17 protein-coding genes are annotated in these 16,353 nt (G+C 72.0%); 10 read left to right on the top strand and 7 right to left on the bottom strand.

What is annotated here, in order from left to right; translation table 11 throughout:
* The first annotated feature begins 2 nt into the window (after window positions 1-2).
* From AC5R91_RS26395 to AC5R91_RS26385, 3 genes are all read left to right on the top strand, one after another.
* Window positions 3-578: a hypothetical protein gene (locus AC5R91_RS26395; RefSeq protein ID WP_495393988.1), complete on the top strand. Its 576-nt coding sequence runs from the start codon at window positions 3-5 to the stop codon at window positions 576-578.
* Entirely contained in the window at window positions 494-907 is a 414-nt protein-coding gene (locus AC5R91_RS26390) for an effector-associated domain EAD1-containing protein (protein WP_495398066.1), read from the top strand. Before AC5R91_RS26395 ends, AC5R91_RS26390 begins: the two co-directional genes overlap by 85 nt.
* 181 nt (window positions 908-1,088) lie before the next feature.
* Window positions 1,089-1,715 carry a malonic semialdehyde reductase gene (locus tag AC5R91_RS26385; protein WP_044886974.1) on the top strand — a complete coding sequence of 209 codons (627 nt, stop codon included), beginning with the start codon at window positions 1,089-1,091 and terminating at the stop codon, window positions 1,713-1,715.
* Between the two features lie 55 nt (window positions 1,716-1,770).
* Here AC5R91_RS26385 and AC5R91_RS26380 read toward each other — a convergent pair whose 3' ends face one another.
* Window positions 1,771-2,628 carry a metal-dependent hydrolase gene (locus AC5R91_RS26380; protein WP_495393987.1) on the bottom strand — a complete coding sequence of 286 codons (858 nt, stop codon included), beginning with the start codon at window positions 2,626-2,628 and terminating at the stop codon, window positions 1,771-1,773.
* 390 nt (window positions 2,629-3,018) lie between these two features.
* On the opposite strand from AC5R91_RS26380, the gene AC5R91_RS26375 reads away from it, so the two are divergent.
* Window positions 3,019-3,927 (top strand): LLM class flavin-dependent oxidoreductase, encoded by a 909-nt coding sequence (locus tag AC5R91_RS26375; RefSeq protein ID WP_495393986.1) that lies wholly within the window; start codon window positions 3,019-3,021, stop codon window positions 3,925-3,927.
* A 76-nt stretch (window positions 3,928-4,003) separates the two neighbouring features.
* On the opposite strand, the gene AC5R91_RS26370 is transcribed toward AC5R91_RS26375, so the two are convergent.
* Window positions 4,004-4,399, bottom strand: a complete 396-nt coding sequence (locus AC5R91_RS26370; RefSeq protein ID WP_055409094.1) for a (R)-mandelonitrile lyase — start codon at window positions 4,397-4,399, stop codon at window positions 4,004-4,006.
* A gap of 242 nt (window positions 4,400-4,641) precedes the next feature.
* Here AC5R91_RS26370 and AC5R91_RS26365 point away from each other — a divergent pair, with 242 nt between their 5' ends.
* Complete coding sequence (locus tag AC5R91_RS26365; protein WP_495393985.1) at window positions 4,642-5,382, top strand: hypothetical protein; 741 nt, start codon at window positions 4,642-4,644, stop codon at window positions 5,380-5,382.
* Between the two features lie 59 nt (window positions 5,383-5,441).
* Here the strand turns inward: AC5R91_RS26365 and AC5R91_RS26360 are convergent, their stop codons facing one another.
* Complete coding sequence (locus AC5R91_RS26360; RefSeq protein WP_495393984.1) at window positions 5,442-6,209, bottom strand: MmyB family transcriptional regulator; 768 nt, start codon at window positions 6,207-6,209, stop codon at window positions 5,442-5,444.
* Window positions 6,210-6,296: 87 nt separating this feature from the next.
* Here AC5R91_RS26360 and AC5R91_RS26355 point away from each other — a divergent pair, with 87 nt between their 5' ends.
* Window positions 6,297-7,385: an LLM class flavin-dependent oxidoreductase gene (locus tag AC5R91_RS26355; protein ID WP_495393983.1), complete on the top strand. Its 1,089-nt coding sequence runs from the start codon at window positions 6,297-6,299 to the stop codon at window positions 7,383-7,385.
* Here the strand turns inward: AC5R91_RS26355 and AC5R91_RS26350 are convergent.
* On the bottom strand, window positions 7,290-8,066 hold the full coding sequence (locus tag AC5R91_RS26350) for an IclR family transcriptional regulator (RefSeq protein WP_495393982.1): 777 nt from the start codon (window positions 8,064-8,066) through the stop codon (window positions 7,290-7,292). The two genes, AC5R91_RS26355 and AC5R91_RS26350, sit on opposite strands and share 96 nt — an antisense overlap.
* A gap of 311 nt (window positions 8,067-8,377) precedes the next feature.
* Between AC5R91_RS26350 and AC5R91_RS26345 the strand changes: the two genes are divergently transcribed.
* The 4 genes from AC5R91_RS26345 (at window position 8,378) to AC5R91_RS26330 (ending at window position 14,148) form a co-directional block, all read left to right on the top strand.
* Entirely contained in the window at window positions 8,378-9,754 is a 1,377-nt protein-coding gene (locus AC5R91_RS26345) for an FAD-binding oxidoreductase (protein WP_495393981.1), read from the top strand.
* 82 nt (window positions 9,755-9,836) lie between these two features.
* Window positions 9,837-12,014 carry a malate synthase G gene (locus tag AC5R91_RS26340; RefSeq protein WP_495393980.1) on the top strand — a complete coding sequence of 726 codons (2,178 nt, stop codon included), beginning with the start codon at window positions 9,837-9,839 and terminating at the stop codon, window positions 12,012-12,014.
* Window positions 12,015-12,078: 64 nt separating this feature from the next.
* The gene (locus AC5R91_RS26335; protein ID WP_495393979.1) at window positions 12,079-13,227 is read left to right on the top strand and encodes a thiolase family protein; all 1,149 of its coding nucleotides are present in this window, start codon (window positions 12,079-12,081) and stop codon (window positions 13,225-13,227) included.
* Between the two features lie 132 nt (window positions 13,228-13,359).
* Window positions 13,360-14,148 (top strand): enoyl-CoA hydratase/isomerase family protein, encoded by a 789-nt coding sequence (locus AC5R91_RS26330; protein ID WP_495393978.1) that lies wholly within the window; start codon window positions 13,360-13,362, stop codon window positions 14,146-14,148.
* Between the two features lie 70 nt (window positions 14,149-14,218).
* Here AC5R91_RS26330 and AC5R91_RS26325 read toward each other — a convergent pair whose 3' ends face one another.
* From AC5R91_RS26325 to AC5R91_RS26315, 3 genes are read right to left on the bottom strand one after another with little or no spacing between them, the layout of a single operon-like run.
* Window positions 14,219-15,058, bottom strand: coding sequence for an ABC-2 membrane transporter-related protein (locus tag AC5R91_RS26325; protein WP_495393977.1), 840 nt, complete (start codon window positions 15,056-15,058; stop codon window positions 14,219-14,221).
* Window positions 15,055-15,924: an ATP-binding cassette domain-containing protein gene (locus AC5R91_RS26320; protein WP_495393976.1), complete on the bottom strand. Its 870-nt coding sequence runs from the start codon at window positions 15,922-15,924 to the stop codon at window positions 15,055-15,057. The genes AC5R91_RS26325 and AC5R91_RS26320 overlap by 4 nt, the downstream gene beginning before the upstream one ends.
* Entirely contained in the window at window positions 15,921-16,331 is a 411-nt protein-coding gene (locus tag AC5R91_RS26315; RefSeq protein WP_495393975.1) for a GntR family transcriptional regulator, read from the bottom strand. Before AC5R91_RS26315 ends, AC5R91_RS26320 begins: the two co-directional genes overlap by 4 nt.
* Between the last annotated feature and the right edge of the window lie 22 nt (window positions 16,332-16,353).

Here is a 16,353-nt window from a genome sequence, read left to right as displayed (position 1 = left end):
TCATGGCGGCATACTCGCTTTTCCTGGCCGCCGCCGTGGCTGTTCAACGATCAATCTGGAATCGGCATCCGGACCTCTTCGCGGCGCATCACCTGCTGAAAGCCCTCGAACAGATGTCGACGCTTCGACCGGGTGCCGCGGCTCTCGGCGTCACCGGCAGATCCGGCGGGGATGTGGACGTCGACCGGGTCCGGCGGGACGTCGTGGCGACGCTGGGGCAGTCGGCGCGGTACGTGCGCAGGCTGATCGGACGGCGGTTGCCGTTCGTCGGACGTGCGGAGCTCGCGGACGTCCGACGACAGGCGGCCGAGACGGCCCAGGCGATCAGCGGCCTACAGAAGGTTCTCGTCTACGGCTCGCAGCAGGAGATCGTCGCGCTGATCCCGACCGTTGCGGAAACACTGGCCGCCCTCGTCGAGCAGCGGTTCGGAGACCTGTCCAGGAAAGAGGACGGGAAGGTGGCCGCGAGGATCCCGGACATCAGCCAGGCCGCATTCGCGTCGGTCGGCTTGCTGCGCAAGGACCCGACGACGGCACGCCGGCGGCGGTCGACCGTGCCTTCCGGCCGGATGACGTAGAGCTGCTGCGGCGGGAGCTGGCCAGGATCTACACCTCGTCCGCGGCGGCGGACCAGGTGCTGGCGTGGGTGGACTATCCCCGGGAACAGCGTCCGAACATTGACTACCATCGGCCCGACGTCGCCTGGCGGGAAATATTCCATGACTTCGAGGTGGGAATCGTCGCGGACCCGTATCGGCGACTGCTCGCCGGGGCACTCGAAACATACAGTGCGAATGTTGTGCTGCGGGACCTGGCGCGGCGATACTCCCTTCCCGTTCCGCCGGCGCGTACGCCATTGCCTCGGATCACGAACTCGAAGCGATGGCTCCGCCGCCCGCCCGGGTGACGTCGGACGTGATGAGCACCGAGTGCCAGCCGCTCCCCGTCAGAGCGCACCCCGAGGCCGCGTTCGCCCGTCGGCCTCGGGCGACGTGTGGCGCAGCGGACAGCGGAACGGGGACTCCGGACGGCCTGGCTAGAGTTACGGCAGTAGTACGGGGGGCCACACACACTCAGGGAGCTCACGCATGACCTCTGCCGTCGAGAGCATCGAGGCGCCGGACGTTCCCGTCCTCGACGAGGCGGGGCGCGCCCTGCTGTTCACCGAGGCGCGGACGGGGAACGCCTTCGCGGACACCCCGGTCAGCGACGAGCAGCTCGCCGCCATCTGGGAGCTCACCCGGTGGGCGCCGACCAGCGCCAACCTGCAGCCGCTGCGGGTGACCTTCGTGCGCACGCCCGAGGGCAAGGAGCGGCTGCTGCCGCTGATGAGCGAGGGCAACCGGGTCAAGACCGCCTCAGCGCCCGTCACCGCCATCCTCGCCGTCGACTCGCGCTTCCACGAGCACGCCCCCACGCTGCTGCCGATCCGGCCACAGATGCGCGACGCCCTCGAGGCGGATGAGGCCACCCGCAGCGCCATGGCCCAGGTCAACGGGCCGCTACAGGCGGGCTACTTCATCCTCGCCATCCGCGCCCAGGGCCTGGTGGCCGGGCCGATGGCCGGCTTCGACGCCGCGGCGATCGACGCCGAGTTCTTCCCGGACGGCCGGTGGAAGTCCCTGCTCGTCATCAACATCGGCCATCCCGGTGAGAACCCCTGGTTCGACCGGCTCCCCCGGCTCGACCCCGCCGACGTCATCCGCTGGGCCTGACCGCCAACCCGGTTCTGGACCCGGCCGCCGGACCCCGAGCAGGCGAGCCTCGGGGTCACGTGCTTGTGGACCGTCCTCGTCCTGCGGCGGCCGCGGGGTAGCGGGCCAGGGTGGCCTGCTGGCCCGCCGGCGGGGGCGTCGTCGCCGGGTCGTAGAACGGCGAGAACGCGCGGGCGAGCCGGCGGAGGTTCGCCGTGCCGAGTTTCCTGGCCGTGGCCGCCTCCCGCTCCTCGGACTGCCGGCGCTGCTCGTCGGTCATCCCGCGGCGATCGGTGTCCAGCAGGTAGCGCCGCAGCGGTGAGGTGCGCCGGTTCAGGTGCCGGGAGGCGGTGACGATGCCCCGGGCCCGGTATAACCACGCGAACAGCCGGGGGCGGCCATAGAGACGGTGGTAGACGCGGTTCACGACCGTGCGGTGTTCGTACTCCTCGGCGAGATGCCATTTCCACAGGTCGACCGCCGGTGACGGCGGGGCGCCGAGTTCGGACTCCATCAGGCCGTCGACCCACAGCTCCGCGCCGGTCGAGCCGATGGTCTCGAAGCCCTCGCAGTAGGCGAGCAGCCAGCGCAGCGACCTGGTCCGCAGGAAGTGCTCGTAGTCCCGTTCGAAGACGGCCTCGTAGGCGATCATATCCGGGTAGCCGCCGTCGCGGACCATCGCGTTGAACGCCCGGTGCAGCCGGTAGTGCTGGCCCTCCTGCCGGTTGAACAGGTCGATGTCGCGCAACAGCTCGGCGTCGGCCAGCGGATCCAGCTCCTCCGCCGCGCGGCGCATCACCTTGATGAGGAACGGTTCGATGTAGGCCGGGATGATGCCCTGCGCGTTGACGAGATGGACGGCCTCCAGGTTCGCGCCCCAGCGCGGCGAGACGTCGGTGAAGTCGAATTCCGGCGAACGGACACGCATACCCATACCAGACCCTTCCGAGCACGGACGGTACGACCGAGGAGCGACCGTGATCCCGCCGCCCGCTCCGCCGCCAATGATCCGACACTCGAAGGCCACAGGGACGGATCTCGGTGCGGTACCCCGGCAAGTGCCCGCGGCCGGCGTTGCCCCGCGCCCCGAACCCGAGCCCGAGCCCGAGCCCGAGCCCCGCAAGCGTGGCTCTGTCCCTACCAGCCCGGTCCCTACCAGCCCTGGCCCCTACCAGCCCCGATCCCTACCAGCCCCGGCCCGGTCTTCCCGCGCTCCGCGCCGGGACCGAGGGTGAGGGACGGGACCTCGACGGTCCTCGCCCGGCCCGGCGGGACCTCACCTCACCGCCGCGCCGAGGCCCACAGCGGAGAGGAATGATCGCCGGTGACCAGCGAGAAGGTTCTGTTCGGATTCGGCCTCGAGACCGGCGTCGGCGAGGTCGACGCCCTGCTCGCGCACGCGACGCAGGCGGATCGCGACGGGCTTGACCTGGTCACGCTGTCGGATCATCCCTACTTCGCCGACCGGCTGGACGCCTACGCGGTCCTGGGTGTCGTCCTGGGCCGGACGGCACGGGTCACCGGGGCGGTGAACGTGACCAACGTGCCGAGCCGACCCGCACCGATGCTGGCCCGCACGGTCACCGCGCTGTCCGCGCTGACCGGCGGCCGCGTCGCGCTCGGGATCGGGGCGGGCGGGCTGTGGGACGACATGGCCCGTCTCGGCATCCTCCGACGTTCTCCGGCGCAGGCCGTCCGGGCGATGGAGGAGGCGATCCTCGTCGTGAAGTCGCTCTGCGGCGGCGGGGACCCGGTGACCTTCGACGGGGAGTTCTACCAGGTCGCGGGCCTCGTTCCAGCATCCGTCGCGGCCCCGCCGATCTGGACGGGTTCAGGCGGCCCGGCATCGCTGGCGGTCACGGGCAGGCTCGCCGACGGCTGGATTCCCGGCTACGCCGCCGACTGGCGCAGTGCGCGGGTAGTCCAGTCGCGCCCCCTCATCGACGCGGCGGCTGCGGCGGCCGGCCGGAATCCGACGGAGATCGCGACCATCTACAACCTCCCCGGCCGCTTCACCTCGACGCCGCTGACCGCCACCCGCGACGATGCCGGCCGTTGGATCGGCGGTTCGGTCGCCCAGTGGGTCGACGAACTCACCGCGGCCGTGCTGACGTTCGGCGCCGCCGGATTCGTCTACTTCCCGGTCCAGGACGGCACGTCGACCGACCTCGCCCTCGGCACCTGGACGGGCGAGGTCGTGCCGGCTGTCCGCGAGGCCATCGCCCGCGCCTAGTTTCACCGGCTCGCCGCCCGAGGCGCGGCCCGTTGCGGTGCGGTGCGGGTCACGCGCCGCGGCGGCGTCGGACTCGCTACCTGCGGTTGTACTCGGCGTCGGTGACGTGGGTGCCCCACGTGACCTCCGGGCCGTCGGCGGGGGCCTCCCAGATGGCGATGTGTGTCATGAAGTGGTCGGGCGCCGCGCCGTGCCAGTGCTCCTCGCCGGGCGGCGTGTAGATCACGTCGCCGGGACGCATCACCACGACCTCGCCGCCGCGGGCCTGCACGTAGCCGACGCCCTCGGTGACGTAAAGGGTCTGGCCCACGGCGTGGGAGTGCCAGGCCGTGCGGGCGCAGGGCGCGAAGCGCACCGTGTTGACGCGAACCCGGGAGGGTTCCTCGCCCCTGGCGACGACGTCGAACCACACGTCCCCGGTGAACACCTCCGCCGGCCCCTTGGTCGTGGGCTGCTTGGTCAGAACCTGCATTGCCGCTCCTGGTGGCGTGGCGGGTGGTGGCGGGTGGTGGCGGGTGGTGGCGGGTTGTGGTGTGGCGGGTGGAGGTGAGGACCGTCTGGAGGACCGTACCGGCTCCAGTGCCCGCGCTGGAGTCGTCCGGGCTGCCTCGATCCCGTCCTCTCTCGCCGGCTTACCCCGAAGTCAATCCCCGCGGCGACCGTGACTGCTAGTTTTGACGACGAGCACAGCAGCGTGGATCCAGGGGGAAACAGATGGCAGAGGCGAATCCGGAGCAGTTCACCTGGCCGGAGACGATGCGGCGCGTGAACGACGCGATAGGCGTTTCGGTGCTGGGGGCCAACAGTTATGTGGAGAACGCTTTCTCGGCGGTACTGGAAAAGGCGCCGGCGGGCCAGCGGAAGACCCGGGACGAGTTGAAGGCGCCGGGCGCGAAGAGCCGCCGGCCACCGACGCCGGACACCTGCACCTACATGCCGGAGTCGATCGGCCCCGGTCGCAACGCCCGAGCCAGGTACCTCGCCGAGGGCCTGGCCAAGTTCGAGAAGGATCCGACCGCCGGATTCTTCTACGGTGTGTGCAACGACTACGCGTGGGCGGTGAACGGGGCGCTCGTCGCCAAGGTGTTCAAGCGGCCGGCCCTGAAGGTGTATGCGCCGCTGCTACCCGAGGGCACCAGGGTCGAGCTCTACGGCATCGTGGGGATACATTCGGACAAGCATTTGTTCACCGTCGTGAACCGTGCAGTCGACAGCACCCCCACCGATTATCGGACCTGGGGTCGCGGCTGCTTCGTGGTCGACCAGTGGTACGGCCGGCAGTCCGTGACACCGGCCGTGAAGTCGTTCGACCCGCAGGACGATCTGCCCGGTGCGGGTTTCTACGACCTCGCGTTCATCGCCTGGTGGGACGAGGTCCTCGCCAGGGTGCTGCCGACGTCGGGCGGCGGAAACACCCTCGCTCCCCAGGCCGAGTTCGCCGCCGGCCGGAAGTAGCGCCGCCGGTCAGAGGTAGCGCAGGCGGCCAGAAGTAGCGCAGCCACACCCAGGCGCAGCTACCGGGAGGCCGTGCGGCGCAGGAGGACGGCGGTGGGCTGGTCGGCGGGGAGGAAGGCCTCGAGCTTCAGTTCGGCGATGGTGACGTCGACGGCGGTGGCAAAGGTGGTGATCGTGCTGATGAGCCGTAGTTCCCCGTCGGCCGAGCGAAGGTGCAGGGGAACCGCGAAGCCGAGATGATCCGGCCTGAGCGGCTCGGCCGGCACGTACCGGCGGAGTTCGGCGTGGAGATCGCCGAGACGGTCGTCGGGATTGCGCAGGTTCTCGGCGTGAATGCCGTCGAGGATGTGCCGGGACCATTCGGCGAGGTTCACGATGCGCGGCGCGAGGCCCGCGGGATGCAACGCGAGGCGGTAGACGTTGGCGCCGGGCCCGAGCAGGTCCGGCGCCGCGCCGTCGGTAAGGAGGGCGAACGCCTCGTTGGCGGCGACCAGGTCGCCGTGGCGGTCGACGACGATCGCCGGGTAGGGCAGGTGCCCGGTCAGGATGTGCGTCAGCGCGGCGCGCACCGGGGCCAGCGGCGGGTCGTCCAGTGAGGTGCGCGGGTAGGCGGGGGCATAGCCCGCGGCGAGCAGCAGACCGTTGCGCTCCCGCAGCGGCAGGTCGAGGGATTCCGCCAGCCGGACAACCATGGCCCGGCCCGGTTCCGACCGGCCGTTCTCCAGAAAACTGACGTGCCGCTGGGTCGTCCCCGCCCGCTCGGCCAGTTCGAGCTGGCTGAGCCGCCGGCGCAGCCGACGTTCGCGCAGCGCCCGCGGGAAGTCCACGAGCCCCGTTGTACCGCCCGGGATCGCCCGCCGGCCATTCCTCCCGGGGAATTGCCGCCCTTCACCGCCGCCGGCACGATGCGGCGCATGACCGATGACAGGCAAACGAACGATGACATCCGCCTCGGCGTGCTCGTCCCGATCGGAAAGGCCCAGTGGGGCGCGGGAACCGACCCACGTGAGCTCGTCGACTTCGCGGTCCGGGCCGAGGAACTCGGCTACGACTCGCTGTGGGTCAACGACTCGCTGCTCGGCCCGCGCATCGAGGCGCTGACCATGCTCGCCGCCGTGGCACCGGTCACCGACCACGTCACCCTCGGCACGGCGACGCTCCTGCCGGTACTTCGCCGGCCCGTGCAGGCGGCGCAGACCCTCGCCTCCCTCGACCTGCTGGCGGGCGGACGGCTGACCGTGGCCGTGGGCGCGGCCTTTCCCGGCCGTTTCGGCCGGCCGTTGCACGACCTTTCCGCGGTTCCCTGGGCCGACCGGTTCACCCGGCTCGACGAGACCGTCGCCCTGTGGCGCCGCCTGTGGACCGCCGACGGCCCGACCTCCTTCCACGGCGATCTCCTGCACTTCGACGAGATCCCGCCGGCCACGGCGCCCAGCCAGGCCGGCGGCCCGCCGATCTGGCTCGGCGGCGCCGCCCCCGCGGCGCTCACCCGCACCGGCCGCCGCTACGACGGGTGGCTGCCCTACCCGCCCGACCCGGCGGACTACCGCAGCGGTCTGGCCGAGGTACGGAGGGCGGCCGCCGACGCGGGCCGTGTCCCGGACTCGATCACGCCTGCCCTGTTCGCGTCGGTGCTGATCGCCGACAGTGTGGCGAGCGGGCGCGACGCCCTGGCGGACTACAGCCGGGCCAACTACGGGCTCGCGCTGCGCGATCTCGAAGCCATCCAGGCCGTGATCACCGGTCCGCCGGCGCAGGTGGCCGCACACCTGATGCGCTACCTCACCGCCGGCGCGCGGCACCTGGTCTGCCGCATCGGCACCGTCGACCTCAGGTCCGCCCGCGACCAGCTCGAACGGCTCGCCGAACTCCTCCCGCTCCTGCGCGAGGCTGCCAGTGGTCCAGGTTCAGGTGAGGGCCGCGGCGAGAGCGGCGCAGGCGCGGGTGAGGGCCGGCGCCGCACGGCCGGCGAGATCGTCGCTCATGCGTACCGCGGGGCCTGACACGGACAGCGCCATCGGCGCCATGCCGGGCACGGACACCGGCATCGCGACGCAGCGCACCCCGACCTCCATCTCGCCCTCGTCGAGGGCGTAGCCGCGGGCGCGGATGCCGGCCAGCTCGTCGAGCAGCGCGTGGACCTCGACGATGGTCGTGGCCGTGTGGGTGGACAGTGTCGAACGCGTGAGGATCGCGCGGGCCTCGTCGTCGCCGAGCGTCGACAGCAGCGCCTTGCCGACGCCGGTGCAGTGCAGGGGAACCCGCCGGCCCACCTCGGTGAAGGTGCGCATCGAGTACACCCCGGGGGCCTGGGCCACGTACTCGGCCCGCTCGCCGGCCAGGACCGCGAGGTTCGCCGATTCCCCGAGCCCGTCGGCGAGCTCGCGTAGGACCGGGGCGGCCCGCTCGCCCAGCAGTGCGTTCGCGCCGGCGCCCAGCGGGACCAGTCGGGAACCGAGGCAGTACCGGCGGTCGGGCAGCCGACGCAGGTAGCCGCGGGTGGTGAGGGTCTGGACCAGCCGGTGGATGGTCGGCAGCGGCAGGCCGGTCGCCGCGGCCATCGCGCTGATCGAGCAGCCGCCGCCCGCCGCCTCGACCACCTCGAGGATGTCCAGGGCACGCTGGACCGACTGCACCCCCGCCGCACGCTGCTCGACCGGCATTCCCGCACGCCTTCCTCTCATCTCGGGTCGCCTCGGGCCAGGCGTCGACTCCGGGCATCCGCGCCTCGGCCCGCACTCCACCCACTCGCGACCCACCTGGCCGACTCGACCCACCTGGCCGACTCGACCCACCTGGCCGACTCGGCCCACGTGGCCCGCACGCGGCCGGTGCTTCGCCACCACTCTGCCTGCCCGTCGGTGCTCGCCTTGACCGGGACGGCGGTCCCGCCCTACGTTCGTATCACGATACAGATTTGTTTTTCCGTATGGTGGAACCCGGCAGGGTCGCCAGCGACGTCGTGCGGACCCTCCCCTCGGAAAGGCTGGCCCCTGTGACCGTGGAGGACGTCACCATCGCCGAACTGGTCGACGCACTGCCCGCCGGGGTGGTCGTCACCGATCCGGGCCTGCTCGACAAGTACCGCCGTGACCGCGCGGCGGACCCGCTGGCGGGGCAGCCGCTCGCGGCGGTGCGCGCGGAGTCGACCGAACATGTCCAGATCGCCGTCCGGTGGGCGGCGCGGCACCGCGTCGCGGTGGTGCCGCGGGGGGCGGGCACCGGGCTGTCCGGCGGCTCCACCGCCGTCACCGGGGGCATCGTGCTGTCGACGGAGCGGATGCGCGCGATCCGCGTCGATCCGCTCACCCGGATGGCCGTCGTGCAGCCGGGCCTGCTCAACGCCGAGGTCAAGGCAGCGGCCGCGGCCCACGGGCTGTGGTACCCGCCGGACCCGTCGTCGTTCGAGATCTGTTCCATCGGGGGCAACGTCGCAACGAACGCCGGCGGCCTGTGCTGCGTGAAGTACGGCGTCACGACCGACTACGTGCTCGGGCTGGAGGTCGTGCTCGCCGACGGGCGGGCGGTACGCCTCGGCGGCCCGCGGCTCAAGGACGTCGCCGGGCTGTCGCTGACCAAGCTGTTCGTCGGCAGCGAGGGGACGCTCGGCATCGTCACCGAGGCCACCCTGCGGCTCATCCCGGCCCAGCCGCCGTCGAGCACGCTGGTCGCCACCTTCCCCACCACCGAGGCGGCCACCGCGGCCATCCTGGCGATCACGTCCGCCATCCGGCCCGCGATGCTGGAGTTCATGGACCAGACGTCGATCAACGCCGTCGAGGACGTCCTGCACATGGGGCTCGACCGCGACGCGGCCGCGCTGCTCGTGGCCCGCTCCGACAGCCAGCATCTCGCCGCCGAGCGTGAGATGAGGATCATGAACGACGCCTGCGTGGCCAGCGGCGCCACCGAGACGCTGGCCACCGACGACCCGGACGAGGGCGAGGCGTTCGTCGCGGCGCGCCGCGCGGCGATCCCCGCGGTAGAGCGGCGCGGCGCCCTGCTGCTCGAGGATGTCGGCGTGCCGTTACCTCGGCTGCCGGAGCTCGTCCGGGGCATCGAGACGATCGCCGCCGACCGCGCGCTGACGATCGCGCTGATCGCGCACGCCGGCGACGGCAACACCCATCCCCTCGTGGTCTTCGACCCGGCGGACGAGGACATGACCCGGCGGGCCGAACTCGCCTTCGGTGAGGTGATGGACCTCGCCATCAAGCTCGACGGCACGATCACCGGCGAGCACGGCGTCGGCCGGCTCAAGAAGGCCTGGCTGCCCGACCAGCTCGGCCCGGAGGTGATGGAGCTGTCCCTGCGCATCAAGCGGGCGCTCGACCCCCTGGGCATCCTCAACCCCGGGGCGATCTTCCCCTGACGGCGAGGGCCACCGGCGGACGACCGCCCCGGACATCCCGACCGCGCCGCTCGGCACCGCAACCACACGACAAGGACAGACGATGACCGAACGGATCCAGATCGGCGCCCTCCAGGTGGCGGCGAGCCTGCACGAGTTCGTGCAGACCGCCGCCCTGCCCGGCTCGGGAGTAGAGCCCGCGGCCTTCTGGCGGGGCGTCGAGGAGATCGTCACCGCGCTCACGCCCGTCAACCGGGCCCTGCTCGCCGAGCGCGACGAGCTGCAGGAGAAGATCGACGACTGGCACCGCGCCCGCGCGGGCGAGGAGCACGACGCGCAGGCCTACCACGACTTCCTCGTCGAGATCGGCTACCTGCGGCCCGAGCCCGAACGGTTCCAGATCACGACCGAGAACGTCGACGACGAGATCGCGCTGACCGCCGGTCCGCAGCTCGTCGTGCCGGTCCTCAACGCCCGGTACGCGCTCAACGCCGCGAACGCGCGCTGGGGCTCGCTGTACGACGCGCTCTACGGCACGGACGCGATCGCCGAGGACGACGGCGCGCACCGCGACGGGCCCTACAACCCGGTCCGCGGCGCGAAGGTCATCGCCCACGCGCGGGCGCTGCTCGACGAGGTCGCGCCGCTGCGCGAGGGCGGCCACGGCGACGCGTCGCAGTACGCCGTCGTCGGCGGCGAGCTGGTCGTCACGCTGACCGCCGGCACGAAGACCGGCCTCGCCGACCCCTCGGCGCTGCGCGGCTACACCGGCGAGGCGGGGTCCCCCAGCGGGATCCTGCTGGTCCACCACGGCCTGCACGTCGAGATCCTCATCGACCGCGCCGGTTCGATCGGCGCCGGCGACCCCGCCGGGGTGCAGGACGTCGTCCTCGAGGCCGCGATCACCACGATCGTCGACTTCGAGGACTCCATCACCGCGGTCGACGCCGAGGACAAGGTGGCGGCCTACGCGAACTGGCTGGCGTTGAACCAGGGCACCCTGACCGCGAAGGTGGCCAAGGGCGGGTCGTCGTTCGACCGCGCGCTGGCCGCCGACCGGACGTTCACCGCGCCGGACGGCGGGCAGGTCGTGCTCCCGGGGCGGGCGCTGCTGCTGGTCCGCAACGTCGGGCACCTGATGACCACCGACGCGATCCTCGACGCCGACGGCGCGGAGGTGTTCGAGGGCATCCTCGACGCGATCATCACGTCCCTGGCGGCGCTGCCGAGCCTGCGCGCGGACGCGGCCCGGCGCAACAGCCGCACCGGCTCGATCTACATCGTCAAGCCGAAGATGCACGGCCCGGCCGAGGCGGCCCTCACCGTCGACCTGTTCGCCCGGGTCGAGCAGCTACTCGGCCTGCCGGCAGACACTCTCAAGATCGGGATCATGGACGAGGAGCGCCGCACCACGGTGAACCTCGCCGCGTCGATCGAGGCGGCCCGCCGGCGAGTGGTGTTCATCAACACCGGCTTCCTGGACCGGTCGGGCGACGAGATCCACACCTCCTTCGAGGCCGGGCCGATGGTGCGTAAGGCCGACATGAAGGCGCAGACCTGGATCACCACCTACGAGAACAACAACGTCGACCAGGGGCTGGCGGCCGGCCTGTCGGGGCGCGCTCAGATCGGCAAGGGCATGTGGGCGATGCCCGACCTGATGGCCGACATGCTGGTCCAGAAGATCGGCCAGCTCCGGGCCGGCGCGACGACGGCCTGGGTGCCCTCGCCCACCGCGGCGACCCTGCACGCGCTGCACTACCACCAGGTCGACGTCTTCGCCCGCCAGCGCGAGCTGGCCGAGCGGCCCCGCGCGGACCTGCGCGACATCCTGCGGATCCCGCTCGGCGACCCGAGCGCGTGGAGCGCCGAGGACCGCCAGCAGGAGATCGACAACAACGCGCAGTCGATCCTGGGTTACGTCGTGCGCTGGATCGATCAGGGCATCGGCTGCTCGAAGGTGCCCGACATCCACGACGTCGCGCTGATGGAGGACCGCGCCACCCTGCGGATCTCCAGCCAGCTCATGGCCAACTGGCTGCGCCACGGCGTCGTCACCCCGGAGCAGGTGCACGCCAGCCTGCAGCGGATGGCCGCCGTCGTCGACAAGCAGAACGCCGACGACCCGGCCTACCGGCCGATGGCCCCGGACTTCGACGGTGTCGCCTTCCGCTGCGCCACCAGCCTCATCTTCGACGGCGCCCGGCAGCCCAACGGCTACACCGAGCCGATCCTGCACGCCCATCGCCGGGAGGCGAAGGCGCTGGCCGCGGGCCTGTGACGCCGTGGCGTGTGACGCTGGCCGGTAAGGAGAAACGGACGACTATGGGCAAGGTGGTGTGGTCATGCGGGACGCAGTGATCGTCGAAGCGGTGCGGTCGCCGGTGGGCAAGCGGAACGGGGCGCTGGCGGGGGTCCATCCCGGCGATCTGTCGGCGCATGTCCTGACGGAGCTGGCGGCCCGAAGCGGAATCGACCCCGGCCTGGTCGACGACGTCGTGTGGGGGGTCGTCTCGCAGGTCGGCGAGCAGGCCCTCGACGTCGCCCGGACCGCGGTGATCACCGCCGGCTGGCCGGAGCACGTGCCCGGGACGACCGTCGACCGGCAGTGCGGCTCGTCGCAGCAGGCGGTCCACTTCGCCGCCGCCGGGCTCATCGCCGGGCATTACGACGTGGTGGTGGCGGGCGGCGTCGAGTCGATGACCCGGGTGCCGATGGGTTCCGCGGTCGGCGACGCCAAGCCGCATCCGGCCCGGTTCATCGAGTACTGCGGCGGGGTGCGTCCCAACCAGGGCGTCGGCGCCGAGATGATCGCCGAGAAGTGGGGCTTCTCGCGGACCGACTGCGACGAGTTCTCCCTTGCCAGCCACGAGCGGGCGGCGACGGCCCAGGACGCCGGCCGGTTCGGGGCGCAGATCGCCCCCGTCGACCTGCCCGGTGGCGGCGTGTTCGCCGCCGACGAGGGCATCCGCCGCGGCGGCACGGTCGAGACCCTCGGCAAGCTGAAGACCGTGTTCCGCCCGGACGGCGGCGTCGTCACGGCCGGGAACGCCTCGCAGATCTCTGACGGCTCCGCCGCCCTGCTCCTGACGACCGCCGAGAAGGCGGCCGAGCTCGGGCTCACCCCGATCGCCCGGGTGCACACCGCGGTCGTCGTCGGCTCCGATCCCGTCATGATGCTGACCGGTCCCATCCCGGCCACCCACAAGGCGCTGGCGCGCAGTGGCCTGTCCCTCGGCGACATCGGCGCGTTCGAGGTCAACGAGGCGTTCGCGCCGGTGCCGCTGGCATGGCTGGCCGAGTTCGGCGCCGACCCCGCGACGGTCAACCCCAACGGCGGCGCGATCGCGCTCGGCCACCCCCTCGGCGGCTCGGGCGCGCGGATCATGACCACGCTCGTCCACCACATGCGGGACAACGGCATCCGGTACGGCCTGCAGACCATGTGCGAGGGCGGCGGTCAGGCCAACGCCACCATCCTCGAGCTGCTCTGACCCGCGGGCTGCTCTGACCCTCAAGCTGCTCTGACCCTCAAGCTGCTCTGACCCGCGAGCTGCTCTGACCCGCGAGCGGCTGCGGCCCGATCCGATCCTCCCTTTCCGTCCTCACGAAGTGGACCAAACCCAGTGGTAGACGACGCCCACGACCTGCTGCGCTACGAGTCGGTCGGCCCGATCCGGGTCATCACGCTGAACGACCCCGACAAGCTCAACCCGATGACCGACGCGCTGCACGAGGCGCTCACCGACGTGTGGGTGAAGGTCATGCGCGACCGCGAGGTCCGCGCCGTCGTGCTCACCGGTGCCGGGCGCGCCTTCTCCGCCGGCGGCGACGTGCCGGGCTTCCTGGCCTGCGTCGAGGACCTCGACCACCGCCGGTCCAACATGCGCACCGCCCGGCTGCTGGTCGACCACATCCTCGGCTGCCACGTGCCGGTGATCGCCGCGGTGAACGGCCCGGCGGTGGGCCTCGGCTGCAGCATCGCGGTGTCCTGCGACATCGTGCTGATGTCGGACAAGGCCTACCTGGCCGACACCCACGTCAACGTCGGGCTCGTCGCCGGCGACGGCGGCGTGGTGACCTGGCCGTTCATGATGAGCCTGCTCAAGGCCAAGGAGTACCTGTTCACCGGCGACCGGATCCCGGCCGCCACCGCCGTCGAGCTGGGCCTGGCCAACCGGGTCGTGCCGCACGAGAAGCTGCTGGACGAGGCGATGGCCCTGGCGGAGAAGCTGGCCGGGCAGCCCGCCCAGGCGTTGCAGGAGACCAAGCGCTCCCTCAACCTGCACCTGCAGCACGCCGCTCTCAAGGTGCTGCCCTACGCCTTGTCGGCCGAAAGCGAGTCGTTCTCCTCGCCGGAGGTCGCCGAGCGGGCCCGCGCGTTCGCGGCCCGCTCCAGCAACGGCAAGGGCTGATCCACGCGAATCTCGGCGGACGGGTTCCTGAAACGGCTACGGCCAGAACAGGAACCCGCCCGCGTGGGGTTCACGCGCCGTGGGTGCGGGTGGCGCGCCAGCCGAACGCGAGCAGGCCGGTGCCGAGCACGAGCAGGGTGATCAGGAAGGTGACCTGCAGCGGCCAGAACTGGCTCGCGGGGTGGTAGCTGCTGTTACCGTGGACGATCCAGCCGTCGCGGGGGACGCTGGGCCGGGGCCCGGTGGTGTGGCTGGTGGGTGTGAGCGTCTGGACGGCCCGCCCGGTGCACAGCAGGAGTACGAGGAACCCGACCAGCGCGATGCCGACGGCGGGCAGGGTGCGTCGTAGCCAGGCGCCGGCGGCGACGGCCAGGGCGAAGGACAGCAGGATCTCCCCGACCGGCGTGAGGCCGACGGAGAAGAACCATGGCCAGCGTGAGGTCGTGAGGCCGCCGTCGGTGAGGGGTCGCTGGAGCCGGTCGTTGGCGAGGCCCGCGATGAGCCCGGTGAGGGCGAGCACGGTGGCGGCGGTGAGCACCTTCGCCGTGTACCAACGCTGACGGGGCACGGACTGGGTCCAGGCCGTGAGGTGGGTGCGTTGCTCGAGCTCGCGGGCGACCAGGGGCGCGCCGACCAGGGCGCCGATGACGGCGACGACCAGCGGGACACCGAGCTCGAACAGGGGTATCGCGTAGTTGAAGTCCGGGCCGAACCCCTCGAGTCCCGCGCACCCGGAGCCGTGCAGTTCGCCCGGGTCCTGGCCTCGGTTGATGCAGCCGGCGGCCCGAAACGGCGCGAGCGTGTGGGAGGCGTGCAGCCCGACCCAGAGCATGAGGGCGCACAGGGCCGCGACGGTCAGCGCGGCCCACAGCGCCTGCCCGCGGTGCTGTCGCCAGGCGAACCAGGTCATGTGAGTGCCTCCTGCGGGGGGTGGCGGGCGTCGTCGAGGTAGCCGAGTACCAGTTCGTCGAACGTGGGTTGGGATTCGTCGAGGCCCGGTCCGGCGACGGCGGCCGGGTCGGGCCGGACCAGCGCGGTGGTCCGCCCGGCGGTGCTTCGCGCGCTGATGACCGACCACCCGCCGGCCTGCGGCCAGCCGGCCGGCCCGGTGACGACCCGGTGGTCATGCCGCAGGTCGTCGATGTCGCCGGCGAGCCGCACCCGGCCATCGCGCAGCACGACGAGGTAGTCGCAGATGCGTTCCAGTTCGGCCACGACGTGGGAGGAGAACACCACGGCGGCGCCGGACTCGGTGCACGCGGCGAACATCGAGGCCAGGAAGTCCCGGCGGGCGAGCGGGTCGAGGTTGGCCAGCGGCTCGTCGAGCAGCAGCAGGTCCGGTCGTTTGGCCAGGACCAGGGTGAGCGCGACCTGGGCGCGTTGCCCGCCGGAGAGGGTGTGGATCCGGGCGCGTGGCGGGATGGCGAGCCGCCCGATCCGCTCGGCCGCCAGGACCGCGTCGAAGCGGGGGTTGAGGTGCCGACCCGCATCGAGGAGGTCGGCGACCCGCAGGCGCGGCCACAGCGGCGCGTCCTGGGCGACGAAACCGATCCGCGCGAGCTGGCGGGCCGGGGCCAGGCCGGCGACGTGGACCGTTCCGGCGCTGGGGGGCAGCAGCCCCGCGGCCAGGTGGAGCAGGGTGGTCTTCCCGGAGCCGTTGGGGCCGACCAGCGCCACCACCCGTCCGGCGGGCACCTCGACGGTGCAGTCGCGCAGCCCCCACGTGCCCCGTCCGTAGCGGCGTCCCAACCCGTCCGCACGCAACACGGCCGTCATGCGGCACCTCCGGCGCTGCGGTGGACGGCGTCGCCGGTGCCCGGCTCGTCCAGCGCGAGGGCGACCAGCGCCCGGATCTGTTCGGCGGACAGCCCCTGCTGCCTGGCCCGCCGGACCCAGCGGACCAGCGAGGCCAGCAGCGCGGGCGGCGCCTCCAGCAGCGGCGTCGGTGGCGTGGACGCGACGAAGGTCCCCACGCCCTGGCGGCGCACCACGATTCCCCCATGCTCCAGCTCGCCGTAGGCCTTCACGACCGTGTTCGGGTTGACCGCGAGCGCCTCCACCACCTCCTTCACCGTCGGGAGCTGCTCGCCCGGCTTCAGCCGGCCGAGCATGACGTCCTGGCGCACCTGTTGCACGAGCTGCCGGTAGATCGGTACGCCGGACCCGGCGTCGAGACGAAACATGCGCACTCCTAGATCACTGGTC

The sequence above is a fragment of the Frankia sp. BMG5.60 genome, assembly GCF_059428125.1.
The sequence above is the reverse complement of the archived record's forward strand: the minus strand, read 5'-3'. Positions and strand labels throughout refer to the sequence as shown.